Consider the following 14,163-nt stretch of genomic DNA (forward strand, 5'->3'; position numbering starts at 1 on the left):
GTAGCTTGAATTAACCGGTATTTTAAGGGGCTCTAAAGAGTTTTTACTGAAAAGCCGATAACTCTTCAGCAACCTCTTTCGCTAACTCTACGGAAAATGCGTTCAGCAAACTGTTTAGGCTTTTTACGTAGGCCTCCACAGATTCATCTGTAGTTTCACCAGACAACTGTATTGTACCCACAGCAATTTCTTTTTTGCCGCCTTGTTCAAACAACATCCAGCGTGCATTAACGCTAACAGTACCACCACGGACACCGGCAAAATCGTCGAACACAATTCTAATTTGATACTCAGGCCGAGCGCGGTTGTCCCAAGGGAAGGCCCACACACTATCCTGCTGCCAATATTCAGAAAGATTACTGGCCAGAACACGCCCCACCGTCGCTTTTAAATTTCCACCCCAGGCATAAGTACCCGAAACACGTATTTGCTGAGTTTGCGTACGACTAACCACTGCGGGGTGATCGAGGTATTCGGGTAATATAATGGGGCCTATACCGAACGACAGCTTGTCGCCAACCAACGGCGTATGGGTTTCCGGCTGCACTTGCGTATACAGGGTGTAGTACTGCGTTTTTGGGCCGCTACTGACGCAGGCGGTTAACAGCATAAGCAGAATTAAACTGCCGCATAAAGCCTTACTATTCATCTTTTTCTTTTCCGGAAATCAGGGCGTTAGGGTGGCGGTTAAGTTCATTTACAAACAGCTCAAGTGCACGTGCAGCATCGCTCATGGATCTTGCCATCTCGGTTAATTCATATTTCAATTCTGAATCCGGCGCTATGGTTTGCTCTAAACTTGTCATGGCCATCGTCATCTGTGCAAGTGCTGCATTTGCAGAGGCAATGGTGTTATCTAGCTTAACCGCCGTATCGCGCTTTTCGACTTCGGTTAAAATACGGTTGAGGCTTTCTAGGCTGCCAGCCAGTTCAACACCAATATCGTCAAACGGTATTTTACTGATTTTTGCCAGTACATCCGACGCCTGCTGACCCACCTGGTCAATGGTGTCGAGTACCGTTGGTATTTCGGAGTAGTTTTCTGCACGCACAAATTCAACCGGCTGCAGATCGTCGATAAACGATAGATCTATAAATTTGGAGCCGGTAATCAGGCTTGCCGTTTTCATCTGCGCTCGAAGCCCTTGCTGTACCATGCGCTCCATACGGTTATCGACTTCCTCGCGCGAGGGTGATTCGTCAGGCTGTAGCCGTTCGGGTTCCATCGCAATAAAAACATGCAAACTTTCGTGTACATTTTCGGCGCTAGCCAATTCTACATCCACCACTTCGCCAATTTTTATACCCCGAAATTCTACCGGCGCCCCTACTGTTAAACCCCGTACCGTGCCCGAGAATTTTAATCGGTAGTAGTACTTAATATTAAACCGACCTTCCAGCACCGATTCTCGATCGGAATATAGGTAGAATCGATGGGCTGCATCGGCTAATTGAACGTTTTCGAAACCGGCAGTATTGTCGAAGGCAACACCACCATTAATGAGCGAAGCAAGCGATTCCATACGCGCTTTCATGCCATCAGCATTAATTGAAACGCCAAAGCCACTTACGTTCCAAAAACGGCTTCGTGTCTGCACCATCTCATCGTAGGGGGAACGAATAAAAAAGTTGATATCAACATGATCCATACTGCCGGAAAGCTTGTAGCCAGTAACCTCTCCCACGCGAATTTGGCGAAAGTAGATGGGCGAACCAATATCAAGGGAGCCAAGCTCTTCAGCTTGGAGCACGTACTGGGTGCCAGGCTCATCAGATTCAAATACGGGTGGCTCTGTTAGCCCACGGAAATTGGTCGTGTGAGCACCTGATGGGCCTGGGTCCATCACAATATATACACCGGAAATTAGCGTTCCGAGGTTAGACACACCGGTTGCGCTGATGCGCGGGGTAACAATCCAGAATCGCGAGTTCTCGCTCAGGTGCGGCGCAATATCGCGCTCCAGCTCAGCACTTACTACCACATGCTTAAGGTCACTGGATAACTTAACGGTTTGCACTAGACCAATTTTGACCTCGTTAAGTTTTATTTGGGTTTGGCCAGCGATAATATCGGTGCCATTATCAAAGGTTATTTCAATAACAGTGCCGCGCTCCATACGTGCCTGAACCGCAAGCCAAAGCGCAATAAGTAACGCCACCGCTGGAACTATCCATACTGGTGATATTCCCGTTACTTCTTTTGTAGTGGCTTTGTTAAGGACTCTATTCATCCAACATATCCCAGATTAGTCGCGGATCAAACGTTTCTGCGGCGACCATAGTAAGAATAACAACAGCACCGAAAGCGATGAGCGCGCCCTCTGGTTCCACTGTATATATAAATCCAAATTGCACCAGCGACACCAACAGGGTGACGACGAATACATCCACCATAGACCAGCGCCCAATGAGTTCGGTTAAGCGATAAAGCACTGCTCTGTGCCTGGCGCCACGACGCAGGCCGGTTTTAACCGACCAGATAAGATAAATCAGTATAACCAGTTTGGTTATGGGCACAACGATACTCGCCACAAACACCACCACCGCGACGCCCCATAAGCCTTCTTTTAGCAATTCAATAACACCGGAAAAAATGGTGTCGGAATACACTTCGCCAAGCGTCGAGTAGGTCATTATCGGCAAAATATTGGCTGGTACATACAGCACCACAGAAGCCGCAACCAGGGCTGTGGTTTTTTGTAAACTTTTCGGTATACGTCGGTGAATATCCGAACCACAGCGCGGGCACACATGGCTATTATCGACAATGGACTCTCCCACCATTGCCCGGCAAGTACGGCAATCGTAAACATATTCATTTTCGAAAGCGGAAAAATAATTATTGGTATTTATCCAATTCCATAGGCGACGACGGTTAAGCTTTACATACGCCAGCAATAAAACCCCCACCAGCGCAAAAAATGCGTAAGCCCCCACCTCCAAATGAACAATCGCCATGTCGGCCAACTTAACCGATGCCACCACCACACTGAGCATGAATATTTCCAGCATACTCCAATTCTGCGCGCGAATAAGCCACCGCAAAATAATGGTGTGCCCCGGCAACCGACGATTGTAGGTGTAAGGAATAAGTAGATATAGGAATGAAAATATTTCAACCAAGGGAAATAGAAATATGGTTGTGACAACCATACCGGCCAATATCCACTGATTGCGTTCAACCAGCGCAAAAAAACCGTCGAGTATCGTGGCCGTTTGGCTTTGCCCAGCCACTTCAAGCGTAATAAACGGCAGCGTATTGCTCAGTACAAACAAAATCATAGCCGTAACCGCCAGCGCCGCCGCCAACTCCAGCCGCCGCGCTTGCCCGCTATGCAATATGGCATTGCATTTGTAGCACACCATTTCGTTGTCCGATGAAATCGAGACAACTTTTTGTAATTCACCACAGTCGTGACACAGCAGCCAGTCGCGATGCTCAGCGTGAGGCTGAACAACGTTTTCGTGATTATGTATGGAAGTGTGATCTGACATCTTTTGGTTCTGGGTCTATCCCGCAGCGATTTGCGCCAATTGTTTTTTCAAAAAAAACTGATTATTCACTAATGACATGCCGCTGTTACGTGCCCAGCGCACAAAAGGGTCATCGGCTGCAAACAATTGCTTAAAACTTTCCATAGAGGCCATCGCCAGCAGGTTCTGCGTTTTACGGTTGCGCTGATAGCGCCGCAAAATGGAACCGTCAACAAGCGGAATGTCGCGCTGACACGCACGCGAGACTTCTTCTGCCAGCGCCTGAACATCGTAAAAACCGAGATTCACCCCCTGGCCAGCTAATGGATGAATGCTATGCGCGGCATCACCCACAAGCGCAAACCCCGAGCCGATGTAGTCCACCGCATGGCGCTGACGAAGAGGTATGGCAAAGCGCTCGGCACTCTGCTCCACAGCCCCAAGGCGATATTCAAACGCCTGGCCCAGGCGATGACAAAATGCAGGCGTATCGAGCGCCATCAACTCTTCGGCCAAATCACTTTGGGCCGACCACACCAATGAACAAAAATGGCGGCTACCGCTATCGGCGCTTGCACTTGCACTTGCACTCGGCTGTAGGGGCAGCAAAGCAATGGGGCCGCGCTGCGTAAATCGCTGCCAACAGGTGTGCTGATGCGAGCGCTCGCAGCGCACGGTGGTTACAATAGCGGTATGGTGGTAATCCCACTCGCGGGTTTTCAGGCCCACCATTTCACGCATTTGCGAGCGAGCACCATCGGCGGCCACCACCAGCGACGCATGTAATTCTCGGGTGCACTCTTTATCGGTGTCCTGCAGATTATCGGTGCCCTGCAGAGTTAACTTCCCCGGCAGCGTACTATTGTCGAAACCGACAACGCGGTAATCGTCTAGCAGCGTGACCGATGGCAGGCTTTCTAATCGATTGCGCAAGCAGCGCACGACTGCGCTGTTTTCGATAATGTGCCCCAGACAAGGCTGGTGAACGTCTTCAGCATAAAACTGAATGTTGCCGGTACCCTCGGCATCCCAGATGTCCATGGCTGTGTAAGCACAGGCACGTACTTGCACTATATCCTGCCAAACACCCAAACTTTGCAGCAGTGCCGCCGACTTTTGCGAAAGCGCCACAACACGCGGGTCGAAGTTATCACCCGTGAATAACGGTGGCTGAGGGCCAGCCTCCACGAGGGCAATACGCAAGCCGCTAGTCGCTTCTTGAGAAGCAAGCTTCGCGGCTAAAGCAGCGCCCACCATGCCGCCGCCAACAATAACAATATCGTATTCCACGCTCATCAATTGTAGGTTCCTAAAGCGGACCAGTTTACTTTTGCTCTAGGCAAGCTTTGCCCCATCATCTGCGCAAAAAATTCACCTTTAAGCGTGTCCGACAACCCCAACCCCAAAAGACTAAGGTTTCGGCCCAGCTTTACCCCTATATTGGGGTGAGTGAATACGCGAATAAACGCATGACTAATGGACGCCGTTGCCTGCTGATCCAAAGCCTGTAATTTAAGGTAGCGCTGCAACACCGTTAAATCGCCGAGCGGCTGATTGTTTTGCACGGCTTGGGACAATACGGCAGCCAATTGCGCGCAATCACGAATGGCGAGGTTAAAACCCTGACCTGCAACCGGGTGGAGAAAATGCGCGGCATTTCCAATGAGTACAATAGAAGAACGTACCTGCTCTTTGGCAAAGACCATTTTCAGCGGGTAGCTATGGCGCTCACCTACCCGTGTGCAGTTACCCAGCCGAAAACCAAATGCATGGTGAAGTTGCTGAATAAAGTGCTGATCAGTGCAGCTCTGAATTTCGGCCAGCGATTTGGATGCCTGGGTCCAAACCAGTGCTGCGCGACGACTACCACCAGCGCTAACCGCTGCCTCAGGCGGAAGCGGCAATACAGCCAAAGGGCCAGCCTCGGTAAACCGCTCAAACGCTTGCCCATTATGGGGCAGCTCAAATTCAAGATTAGCAATGACCGCCACCTGCTGATAATCGTGGCTCTCTACACCTATCCCCAACTGGCTGCGCAGCGGCGACGCCATGCCATCACCAATAATCACTAACTGTACATTGAGCGATTTGCGCTCGCCCTCGCACTCAAATTGCAGCTCCGCACCCAACACCTTAGGGCGAATCGCGGTAACACAGGCTGGCGCAATTACGGTGATATTGTCGCAGCGCAATACCGCCTGACTTAAATAATAACCAAAACAGCGATTTTCAATAACATAGCCCAGCGGCTTGCCATGGTTATCGCTGTCGCAATAATCCGTTGCGCCGACATGCCCACGATCACTTACATGCACGCGCTTTATTGGCTGTGCTCTTTGGGCAAGCGGCGACCACACATTCATTAGCTGCAGCAGCTCTGCCGTTGCCGCCGAAAGCGCCGTAGAGCGTGCATCGAAACTTGGCTGCAATAAAGCGGCTTCGTCGGCGGCAAATGCGAGGCTTTCAAATAGCACTATGCGTGCACCGGGCAGCTCGCCCGCCAGTAATAACGCTTGCGACAGGCCAACCATACCGCCACCAACGATAGCGATATCGGCATTTTCGATTACTGCCTCACGGCCATACATGCTCATAAAACCTCTATGCCCGCGCTTTTTTTCGCCCGGCCATTAATTTTTCGATATCGGCAACAGTCTTGGGCGCGCCGTCGCTCAGCACCCGGCACCCGTCTTTAGTGATCAGCACATCATCTTCTATACGCACACCAATACCGCGCCATTTGGCGTCGACTTTTTTGTTATCGACGGCAACGTATATACCGGGCTCCACGGTCATCACCATACCGGGCTCCAATACTCGCCACTCGCTGCCAACTTTGTAATCACCCACATCGTGAACATCCATACCCAACCAATGACCAATACGGTGCATGTAAAAATCTTTGTAAGCTTCTTTTATAATATTTTTTTCAACCTTGCCTTTCAGTAGGCCAAGATCAATCAAACCCTCAACAATAGTGCGCACCGAGGCATCGTGCGGCTCGTTCCAGTGATTGCCGGGCACAATTTTACTAATAGCGGCAGCCTGCGCTTTCAGTACGAGATTATAAATGGCTTTTTGCTCACGATTAAATTTGCCGTTTACCGGAAAGGTGCGGGTAATATCTGATGCGTAGTATTCGTATTCACACCCGGCATCAATCAGCACGAGGTCACCGGATTTAAGTTTTTGGTCGTTTTCGACATAGTGCAAGATACAGGCATTCTTGCCGCCACCCACAATGCTGTTATAGGCCGAGCGGCGGCCGCCCTCGAGTGCGCACGCATATTGTATTTCGGCCTCAAGTTCGTACTCATACCGCCCAGGCGCGCAGGTTTTCATAGCCTTGCAATGGGCGCGCGCCGATATTTTAGCGGCCGCCTCCATTAACCGCACTTCGGCGGCACTTTTGTAGAGGCGCATATCGTGAAGAAAGTGATCGAGGTCTAAAAACTCGCCGGGCGGAGTAGCGCCGGCACGCACCTTGGCGCGAATGAGATTAACCCACTCCATAACATGGCGATCAAAATCGGCATCTCTGCCCATGGCGTAATACATTCGCTCACGGCCTTCGATTAAGCCGGGCAAAATATCGTCAATATCATCAATGGGAAAGGCATCATCCGCGGAATAGTCTTTGCAAGCGCCCTCGGGGCCTGCACGATAACCGTCCCAAATTTCTTTATGTCGGTTTTTTTCGCGGCAGAATAAAACAAACTCCCCGTGCTCCCGCTCCGGTAACAAAACCAGTACAGCACCAGGCTCGGAAAAACCCGTTAGGTAGTAGAAGTCGCTGTCTTGCCGAAACGGATAGTCGGTATCACGACTGCGAATTTTTTCTTTAGCGGAAGGAAGAATCGCAATACTGTTGGGCTCCATCATCGCCATTAAGGCTTTTCGGCGCCGGGCAAATTCCTGTTTGGTAATACTCATAGTGTGCTATTTCATCGCTAGTGAAGCTTATCGTTATTGTTCTGACCGGTTTTAAGCAGGTCGGCAACCGTTGCCGGTTCAGACTTGCTCGCCTTAGCGCCTGTCAATTCAGTATAAACTGTTAGCACCGCGACTTTTACGTACTCCACCAATTCGGTCCAGTACACCTCGTTCTCTTCGGCGTCCATGTCACCTTCAGCACCAACATCAGCCTGGGTAATATGCGCCATATCGCGCAGGGCGTCGGCCACCTCATCGGGTAATTTGTCGCCTTCGCCCAGACCGGCTTTACCAATAGCCTGACCTAAACCATGGAGATAACCCTCGCACCAGCCACTGAGTTCACGTGCACGGTGATCCATACTCGCATGATCGTCTGGCAGTAACGGCTGAAAGACATACTCATCATCCTTCAGCAGCCGGCCAGAGTGTTCCAGCAGCAACAAGAACAGCGCCTGGTGCTCTTCATTAGGTGTAATATAATCTAGCTCAAGATACTCCAGCGCTATTTCTTGCCATTGCGCCGCGGTCAAATCCTCACCCGCACTCAAGCGACCGCAGAGCAGACCCTGTAACTCGGCAGCAGAATTAACGCTGCCCATATTCATTAACTGATCGTTAATAAAATGAAATTCGAATAAACCACTCATAAATACCTCTGTGACAGACCACGGTTAAGCTCTGTAACCGTGAAGAAAGCACTATACTTTTACTGAATTGCGATTAACATGTAGCCCAGACATTATAAGCACATTTGCACGTATGACCGACCGATTACTCAGTGAAGTCGAAGCTAGGCTAGATGACCTCATCAGCCTGTGCGATCGCCTTGAACAGGAAAACGCCACCCTTCGCGCCAAAGAAACTAACTGGCAACAAGAGCGCACCCGCTTAACCGAAAAAAATGAGTTAGCCCGTAACCGGGTAGAAACCATGATTAACCGGTTAAAAAATATCGAAGCCGAATCCTGATGGCAGCGACTGAAATAAGGAACCCGCAGCGGCCATGAGCGACCAACAGCGCGTTAACGTTAGCATTCTCGATAAAGATTATCAGGTGGCCTGCCCACCCAGTGAACGAGAGTCCCTGCATCACGCCGCCGAAGAACTGGATGAACGTATGCGCGTCATTCGCGGCAGTGGCAATGTAGTTGGCCTTGAACGCATTGCGGTTATGACGGCACTCAACCTGTGCTACGAATTACAGCAAGCGACAAAAAGCCCACAGCAATCCTCCCCCGAGAACGCTGTGGCACTAGAACGTATAGCCACCAAACTTGCCCGCGCACTAGACAAACCAAGCACCTAGTAAGCCTCAATTTCTCCAGTGCCCAAACTCTATACTTGTCAAGACTGTTTCCTTGGCCGCGCAATGGCTATACTTAACATTCCTGGGGTGCTCGCCAGTTGGCTAATTCCCTGAGCCGATAAATTTTTTTCAGGAGGCTACTCGTTTGTGCTGTGCGCATGTCCGCTTGTCGGAAAGCCTGACGCATGACAGTTCCCTCCCCCTTGAACTGTCGGGTTCAAGGTAAGGTTGACAGCGGCATTCCCGGGAATCTTTCCTATCTCATCGCCACGCACGGCATTTAGCACATGAACAAGGCAAACCTGCGCAGTATTTTTCGGAATCGCCGCAGAACCTTGAATACAAGCCAGCAGCGTACTGCCGCCGACAACCTATGCCGCCAAATCCTCCGTCTGCCGCATTTTAACGGCGCAAAAAATATTGCCCTGTATTTCGCCAACGACGGTGAAATATCACCCCACAAGCTGGCCTACCGCGCGCGCTCACAGAACAAAATAACGTGGTATCCGGTTTTAACCCGCAAACAGATGTCTTTTCGGGTAAACAATGGCAGATCGAAGCTATGGCGCAATCGTTATGGCATTGCCGAGCCACTGCCCAAACAAAAATGCCTTGGTGCGAACCAGCTGGATATAGTGTTATTGCCCTTGGTCGCTTTCGATAGAGCCGGCAACCGCCTGGGAATGGGTGGAGGCTACTATGATCGCACCTTCGCCTTTAAACGCCGTATACCCCATCACGGGCCGCTACTGGTAGGTCTTGCGCACGCGCTACAGGAACATACTGAACTAACCGCCGATAACTGGGATATCCCGCTGGATTATATTGTGACCGACCGAGAAATTATCGCTGTGAACTAAGCCGTATTAAATTGGGCCGTATTAAATTGGGCCGTATTAAATTGGGCGGGAGTGAACTGGGCGGGAGTGAACTGGGCGGGCGCAATAGGCGAGGCAACATAAACCGCACAGCAAGATACACACAGTTAAGCCGCCACTCCCGCTAAGCGAAATCCCAGGCCCAATAAGACCCAAAACACCACGCTATATAAGAGGGGCGCAAGAAAAGTTGTATCGCTATCCCTAACGGTTGTTAAAGCTGCGCTAGCGCTTGACGATTACGCCTTGGTGCAATTCAGCGGCAGGTGCGTCCTCTGCAGAGCTTTCCCCTTTTTCGGAAACGCTCAATCCAGTGGCCAATAATCCAACAACAAAAATTATGGCGGCTAGAGTCAAGGCATCAGTTTTCATGACTACTTCCTCTGCGCTCTTATGATGTTTGTTTGTATCAAAGCCGCCCAAACGAAAAAAGCAGCTCCCCAAGATCACCCAAAGAGCACAAGTTATACCAATTTAAGCGCCAAATAGCCTAAATACAGGTCAATTCGAGTGTTCAGGCTTTAGTTTACGACGGGAAAACCCAATAACCAGCCCAGCATAGCCCTTATGAATACAGGCTCACACTAATAGTGAATACTTACTTAAAAGCGTGACCTGATTCCTGCTGGCGTGCCAATTTTTATTCTTAATGATTACTACAGTCGGTCAGGTTAAGAATCAAGCTATTGAATACTGCACAAAGCTGGGGCATCCATACTAAAGTGCGTTTAAATAAAGAGCAACCATCTAGAGTGATGGCGTAATTCTCTACCGGGCTGAACGGAAGTTGCTTGATAGATATCAACATTCAACCGATAATAAGAATTATTATTGATAACCGAGATTTTCCGGAAAAATAACGGAGCTGCACTCAACCTATGTCTACCACCCTCAACGATCTAGCCGTTGGTGCATTTGCCACCATTCACTCTCTACTTGGGGATAATCAGGCTCTTCATCGTCAATGTGGCTCCCTCGGAATCAAGCCTGGCGAAAACCTTCAGGTACTCCACAAAAGCCGAGGCAAAGGCCCAATGCAGATAAAGTGCCGCGGCACGCTATTCTCCATTCGTCCCTACGAAGCCTCTCTTATCCAAGTCACCACTAACGCCTAATTCCGCACTGAGAAGCTTGTGAAAGAGATCGCCCTCATTGGTGGCCCTAACTGTGGCAAAACCACCCTATTTAATCGTCTTACCGGAACCCGTCAGCGCACAGGTAACTGGCCGGGCGTAACCGTTGAACGCAAAGACGGACAGTTAAGGTTAAGCGAAGAGCACACCCTGCTTATTGACCTGCCCGGTGTGTATTCGCTACATGATGATATTCAGGGGCTGGAGGCACGGGTTGCGCTGGACTATGTTTCCAGCGGCAAAGCCGAATTGGTACTACTGGTAGTGGACGCCACGCGCCTGCCACAGCAACTGGAACTGTTGCCCGAACTGATCACTGCCGGTACCCCCGTAGTACTCGTGGTCAATATGCTCGATAGCGCCGAGGCCGAAGGCATTAAGCTGGACTTGGGCGCCCTCAAAAGTGAAATTGAAATCCCCGTTGTTGGTGTAGTCGGCTCCACAGGGCAGGGTATTAACGAACTTCGCCAGACCATTGAACAGAGCCTGCAATCCTACCCCGCCACCAAAGGTTCGCTGGATTTGGACCGGGCTGTAAGCGTCTGTTTTCGTGAGAGCGGGCAAACCAGCCGCACCGAAAAAATAGACCGCTGGTTACTTCACCCCAAGCTGGCCCTGCCCTTTTTTCTGCTTGTGATGTATCTACTGTTCACCGTAGCGGTCAATGTTGGCGCGGTTTTTATCGATTTCTTCGACATTATTCTCGGCAGCTGGTTTGTTGATGGTACCCGCTGGATAATGTCTACACTGCAGAGCCCTGAATGGCTCACCGTTATTGTCGCCGATGGCGTTGGCGGAGGTATTCAACTAGTGGGTACCTTCATACCGGTCATCGGCTTCCTTTACCTGTGTATGTCGTTCTTGGAAGACTCCGGCTACCTGTCTCGCGCTGCATTTGTCATCGACAGGCTCATGGCGCGTATTGGCCTACCCGGTCAGGCCTTTATCCCACTGATCATTGGCTTCGGCTGCAACGTGCCCTCAGTAATGGCCTCCCGTGCCCTCGGCCATGCCAGCGCCCGCTTAACCACCATTTTTATTGCGCCCTTTATGAGCTGTGGCGCCAGGCTTTCGGTGTATGTATTTGTAGGCACCGCGTTCTTCCCCAGCCAAGCTCAAAATGCCATTTTCGCGCTCTACATCCTCGGTATTCTGGTAGCTGTTCTCTCCGCCTGGATTCTGCGTAAAAAACTGTTTTCTGGGTTGGTTACCGCCAACATTACAGAGATGCCCGCCTACCATCGCCCATTGCTGCGCAACGTACTCACCCAAACCTGGCACCGACTGTATTCCTTTATTTGGCGTGCAGGCCGACGCATTGTAGCCGTGGTAATACTACTGTCGGTTATGTCCTCATTTGGCACCGATGGCAGCTGGGGCAACCAAGACACAGAAAAATCGGCCCTTTCGGCTACCGGAAAAGCCTTAACACCGCTGTTTATTCCCATGGGTGTAGGCGAAGAAAACTGGCCCGCAACGGTGGGCCTATTTACTGGGTTGTTTGCCAAAGAAGTGGTCGTGGGTACGCTCGATACGCTCTACGCACCACCGGACGACAAAAACACCGATGAGCAACCGGACTTTATTGACGACATTAAAGCCGCATTTACCAGTATTGTGGCGAATGCCGCAGGCCTTGTGGGCGCCCTGGCAGACCCGCTTGGCATTAGCTCTGCGCAAAATGATGCCTCGGCGACCCAACCAGGAAGCTACACGGCCATGCAGCAAATGTTTCCTTCAGCTTGGGGGGCGTTCTGTTATCTGGTGTTTATTTTGCTCTACGCGCCTTGCGTAGCAACCATTGGCGTAATGCAGAAAGAAGCGGGGCATGTTTGGCTTACAGCGTCGGTGTTATGGAGCCTATTACTGTCTTACTGGCTGGCCACCCTGCTTTGGCACTTAAGCATGTTCGCTGGCAACCCTGTTGCCGCGCTAGTCTGGATTATTGGCTCCACTGCCGTACTATACGGTTGTTACCGCTTTATTATTATGTACATGAAGAAAGGCATTGAAGATCATATTCCGGTGGTGAATTTGCCACCTAACGGTTGAGGGATACCGGGCTTCGCCGGTGAAATCTAGAGCGGTCTGAGGGCCTGCTCCGAGGCCCAATAGATGCGTTTATCCGACCTACGGATAAACACCCCACAATTCCTCAGGGAAACCACCCCACCAGTGTCGACGTTCGACTGCCCTTAAAATAACACCCTACAGCGAATGGTGCCGTCAATTCCTTTTAATTGTGATAATGCCAAATCACTGTATTTTGAATTCACATCAACCACCACATAACCGACCTTGTCATTGGTCTGTAAATACTGACCCGTAATGTTGATATCGTTTGCCGAAAACACTTGGTTGATGGCGGTGAGTACGCCGGGTACATTTTTATGGACATGCAGTAAACGGTGCACGTTGTTGTGAGCGGGTAACGCCACTTCAGGAAAGTTCACAGAAGAAGTGGTTGTACCGTTGTCCGAGTACTTAATCAGCTTTTCTGCTACTTCAAAACCAATATTTTCCTGCGCTTCCATGGTTGACCCACCAATATGCGGCGTGAGAATAACATTGTCGAATGCGCGCAGAGGGCTAACAAACTCTTCATTATTACCTTTAGGCTCAACCGGAAAAACATCAATCGCCGCGCCCGCTATATGGCCCGACGCCAAAGCCGACGCCAGGGCGTCAATATCGATAACCGTACCACGGGAAGCATTAATCAACATCGCGCCCGGCTTCATTGCCGCGACTTCCTCAGCGCCTATCATATCTTTGGTCGCCGCTATTTCCGGTACATGCAGCGAAACGATATCGGATTTAGCCAGCAGTTCAGTTAACGATTTACACTGCGTGGCATTGCCCAATGGCAACTTATTCACCACATCGAAAAACAACACGCTCATACCCAATGATTCAGCTATCACGCTCACTTGACTGCCAATTGAGCCATAACCAATCAGACCCAACGTTTTACCGCGAATTTCGAAGGAGCCGTCCGCCGACTTTTTCCATTCACCGCGGTGGCAACCGGCATTCTTAGCGGGCACATCGCGCAACAACAGTATCGCTTCAGCCATCACCAGCTCAGCAACACTGCGCGTATTAGAGAACGGGGCATTAAATACGGCAACCCCATGCTCTTGCGCCGCTAGTAAGTCGACCTGGTTAGTACCAATACAAAAGCAGCCGACAGCAATCAGCTTAGGTGCGTTCTCAAATACCCGCCGGGTAAGCTGAGTACGCGAACGCAGGCCAACAAAGTGAGCGTCTTTAATGCGCTCAATTAACTCATCATCGGCCAGCGCTGTTTTGACATAATCAACATTGGTGTAACCCGCTGCATTCAGGCTTTCAACAGCGGAGAGGTTGACGCCCTCAAGCAGTACAAATTTAATTTTTTCTTTGCCAAGGGAGGTAATCGGGTTGGCCATAGGTC

14 protein-coding genes and 1 other RNA gene are annotated in these 14,163 nt (G+C 50.4%); 6 read left to right on the forward strand and 9 right to left on the reverse strand.

Features of this window, described 5'->3' with window-relative positions:
* Positions 1-43: 43 nt before the first annotated feature.
* Genes H5336_RS08465 through H5336_RS08495 form a run of 7 tightly spaced genes read right to left on the reverse strand, consistent with a single transcriptional unit; the run spans position 44 to position 8,057 of the window.
* Complete coding sequence (locus H5336_RS08465; protein WP_185233260.1) at positions 44-649, reverse strand: PqiC family protein; 606 nt, start codon at positions 647-649, stop codon at positions 44-46.
* Positions 642-2,231: a PqiB family protein gene (locus H5336_RS08470; RefSeq protein WP_185233262.1), complete on the reverse strand. Its 1,590-nt coding sequence runs from the start codon at positions 2,229-2,231 to the stop codon at positions 642-644. Before H5336_RS08470 ends, H5336_RS08465 begins: the two co-directional genes overlap by 8 nt.
* The gene (locus tag H5336_RS08475; RefSeq protein WP_185233264.1) at positions 2,224-3,495 is read right to left on the reverse strand and encodes a paraquat-inducible protein A; all 1,272 of its coding nucleotides are present in this window, start codon (positions 3,493-3,495) and stop codon (positions 2,224-2,226) included. Before H5336_RS08475 ends, H5336_RS08470 begins: the two co-directional genes overlap by 8 nt.
* A gap of 15 nt (positions 3,496-3,510) precedes the next feature.
* On the reverse strand, positions 3,511-4,770 hold the full coding sequence (locus H5336_RS08480; protein ID WP_185233266.1) for a UbiH/UbiF/VisC/COQ6 family ubiquinone biosynthesis hydroxylase: 1,260 nt from the start codon (positions 4,768-4,770) through the stop codon (positions 3,511-3,513).
* Positions 4,770-6,068 carry a 2-octaprenyl-6-methoxyphenyl hydroxylase gene (gene ubiH, locus H5336_RS08485; RefSeq protein ID WP_246439061.1) on the reverse strand — a complete coding sequence of 433 codons (1,299 nt, stop codon included), beginning with the start codon at positions 6,066-6,068 and terminating at the stop codon, positions 4,770-4,772. Before ubiH ends, H5336_RS08480 begins: the two co-directional genes overlap by 1 nt.
* 7 nt (positions 6,069-6,075) lie before the next feature.
* The gene (gene pepP, locus H5336_RS08490) at positions 6,076-7,407 is read right to left on the reverse strand and encodes a Xaa-Pro aminopeptidase (protein ID WP_185233268.1); all 1,332 of its coding nucleotides are present in this window, start codon (positions 7,405-7,407) and stop codon (positions 6,076-6,078) included.
* Between the two features lie 17 nt (positions 7,408-7,424).
* Positions 7,425-8,057 (reverse strand): UPF0149 family protein, encoded by a 633-nt coding sequence (locus H5336_RS08495; protein ID WP_185233270.1) that lies wholly within the window; start codon positions 8,055-8,057, stop codon positions 7,425-7,427.
* A gap of 112 nt (positions 8,058-8,169) precedes the next feature.
* On the opposite strand from H5336_RS08495, the gene H5336_RS08500 reads away from it, so the two are divergent.
* From H5336_RS08500 to H5336_RS08515, 4 genes are all read left to right on the forward strand, one after another.
* Positions 8,170-8,379 (forward strand): TIGR02449 family protein, encoded by a 210-nt coding sequence (locus H5336_RS08500; protein ID WP_185233272.1) that lies wholly within the window; start codon positions 8,170-8,172, stop codon positions 8,377-8,379.
* A gap of 34 nt (positions 8,380-8,413) precedes the next feature.
* A complete protein-coding gene (locus H5336_RS08505; RefSeq protein WP_185233274.1) occupies positions 8,414-8,716 on the forward strand; it encodes a cell division protein ZapA in 303 nt (100 codons plus the stop codon).
* Positions 8,717-8,792: 76 nt separating this feature from the next.
* A non-coding RNA gene (gene ssrS, locus H5336_RS08510) (6S RNA) lies at positions 8,793-8,970 on the forward strand.
* 33 nt (positions 8,971-9,003) lie between these two features.
* The gene (locus H5336_RS08515; RefSeq protein ID WP_185233276.1) at positions 9,004-9,576 is read left to right on the forward strand and encodes a 5-formyltetrahydrofolate cyclo-ligase; all 573 of its coding nucleotides are present in this window, start codon (positions 9,004-9,006) and stop codon (positions 9,574-9,576) included.
* A 243-nt stretch (positions 9,577-9,819) separates the two neighbouring features.
* Here H5336_RS08515 and H5336_RS08520 read toward each other — a convergent pair whose 3' ends face one another.
* The gene (locus H5336_RS08520; RefSeq protein ID WP_185233278.1) at positions 9,820-9,966 is read right to left on the reverse strand and encodes a hypothetical protein; all 147 of its coding nucleotides are present in this window, start codon (positions 9,964-9,966) and stop codon (positions 9,820-9,822) included.
* A 506-nt stretch (positions 9,967-10,472) separates the two neighbouring features.
* On the opposite strand from H5336_RS08520, the gene H5336_RS08525 reads away from it, so the two are divergent.
* Together H5336_RS08525 and feoB are read left to right on the forward strand one after the other, a co-directional pair.
* The gene (locus H5336_RS08525; protein ID WP_185233280.1) at positions 10,473-10,709 is read left to right on the forward strand and encodes a FeoA family protein; all 237 of its coding nucleotides are present in this window, start codon (positions 10,473-10,475) and stop codon (positions 10,707-10,709) included.
* A gap of 18 nt (positions 10,710-10,727) precedes the next feature.
* Positions 10,728-12,779 carry a ferrous iron transport protein B gene (feoB, locus tag H5336_RS08530; RefSeq protein WP_185233282.1) on the forward strand — a complete coding sequence of 684 codons (2,052 nt, stop codon included), beginning with the start codon at positions 10,728-10,730 and terminating at the stop codon, positions 12,777-12,779.
* A gap of 143 nt (positions 12,780-12,922) precedes the next feature.
* Here the strand turns inward: feoB and serA are convergent, their stop codons facing one another.
* On the reverse strand, positions 12,923-14,158 hold the full coding sequence (gene serA / locus H5336_RS08535) for a phosphoglycerate dehydrogenase (RefSeq protein ID WP_185233284.1): 1,236 nt from the start codon (positions 14,156-14,158) through the stop codon (positions 12,923-12,925).
* Positions 14,159-14,163: the final 5 nt, after the last annotated feature.

Origin of the sequence: Teredinibacter franksiae, from assembly GCF_014218805.1 — a bacterium.
In the GTDB taxonomy this organism is placed as follows: Bacteria; Pseudomonadota; Gammaproteobacteria; order Pseudomonadales; family Cellvibrionaceae; genus Teredinibacter; species Teredinibacter franksiae.

What these genes read in the sequence shown, in the direction of transcription:
- H5336_RS08465 (WP_185233260.1), bottom strand. Translation starts at nt 649, where the DNA reads ATGAATAGTAAGGCTTTATGCGGCAGTTTAATTCTGCTTATGCTGTTA.
- H5336_RS08470 (WP_185233262.1), bottom strand. Translation starts at nt 2,231, where the DNA reads ATGAATAGAGTCCTTAACAAAGCCACTACAAAAGAAGTAACGGGAATA.
- H5336_RS08475 (WP_185233264.1), bottom strand. Translation starts at nt 3,495, where the DNA reads ATGTCAGATCACACTTCCATACATAATCACGAAAACGTTGTTCAGCCT.
- H5336_RS08480 (WP_185233266.1), bottom strand. Translation starts at nt 4,770, where the DNA reads ATGAGCGTGGAATACGATATTGTTATTGTTGGCGGCGGCATGGTGGGC.
- ubiH (WP_246439061.1), bottom strand. Translation starts at nt 6,068, where the DNA reads ATGAGCATGTATGGCCGTGAGGCAGTAATCGAAAATGCCGATATCGCT.
- pepP (WP_185233268.1), bottom strand. Translation starts at nt 7,407, where the DNA reads ATGAGTATTACCAAACAGGAATTTGCCCGGCGCCGAAAAGCCTTAATG.
- H5336_RS08495 (WP_185233270.1), bottom strand. Translation starts at nt 8,057, where the DNA reads ATGAGTGGTTTATTCGAATTTCATTTTATTAACGATCAGTTAATGAAT.
- H5336_RS08500 (WP_185233272.1), top strand. Translation starts at nt 8,170, where the DNA reads ATGACCGACCGATTACTCAGTGAAGTCGAAGCTAGGCTAGATGACCTC.
- H5336_RS08505 (WP_185233274.1), top strand. Translation starts at nt 8,414, where the DNA reads ATGAGCGACCAACAGCGCGTTAACGTTAGCATTCTCGATAAAGATTAT.
- H5336_RS08515 (WP_185233276.1), top strand. Translation starts at nt 9,004, where the DNA reads ATGAACAAGGCAAACCTGCGCAGTATTTTTCGGAATCGCCGCAGAACC.
- H5336_RS08520 (WP_185233278.1), bottom strand. Translation starts at nt 9,966, where the DNA reads ATGAAAACTGATGCCTTGACTCTAGCCGCCATAATTTTTGTTGTTGGA.
- H5336_RS08525 (WP_185233280.1), top strand. Translation starts at nt 10,473, where the DNA reads ATGTCTACCACCCTCAACGATCTAGCCGTTGGTGCATTTGCCACCATT.
- serA (WP_185233284.1), bottom strand. Translation starts at nt 14,158, where the DNA reads ATGGCCAACCCGATTACCTCCCTTGGCAAAGAAAAAATTAAATTTGTA.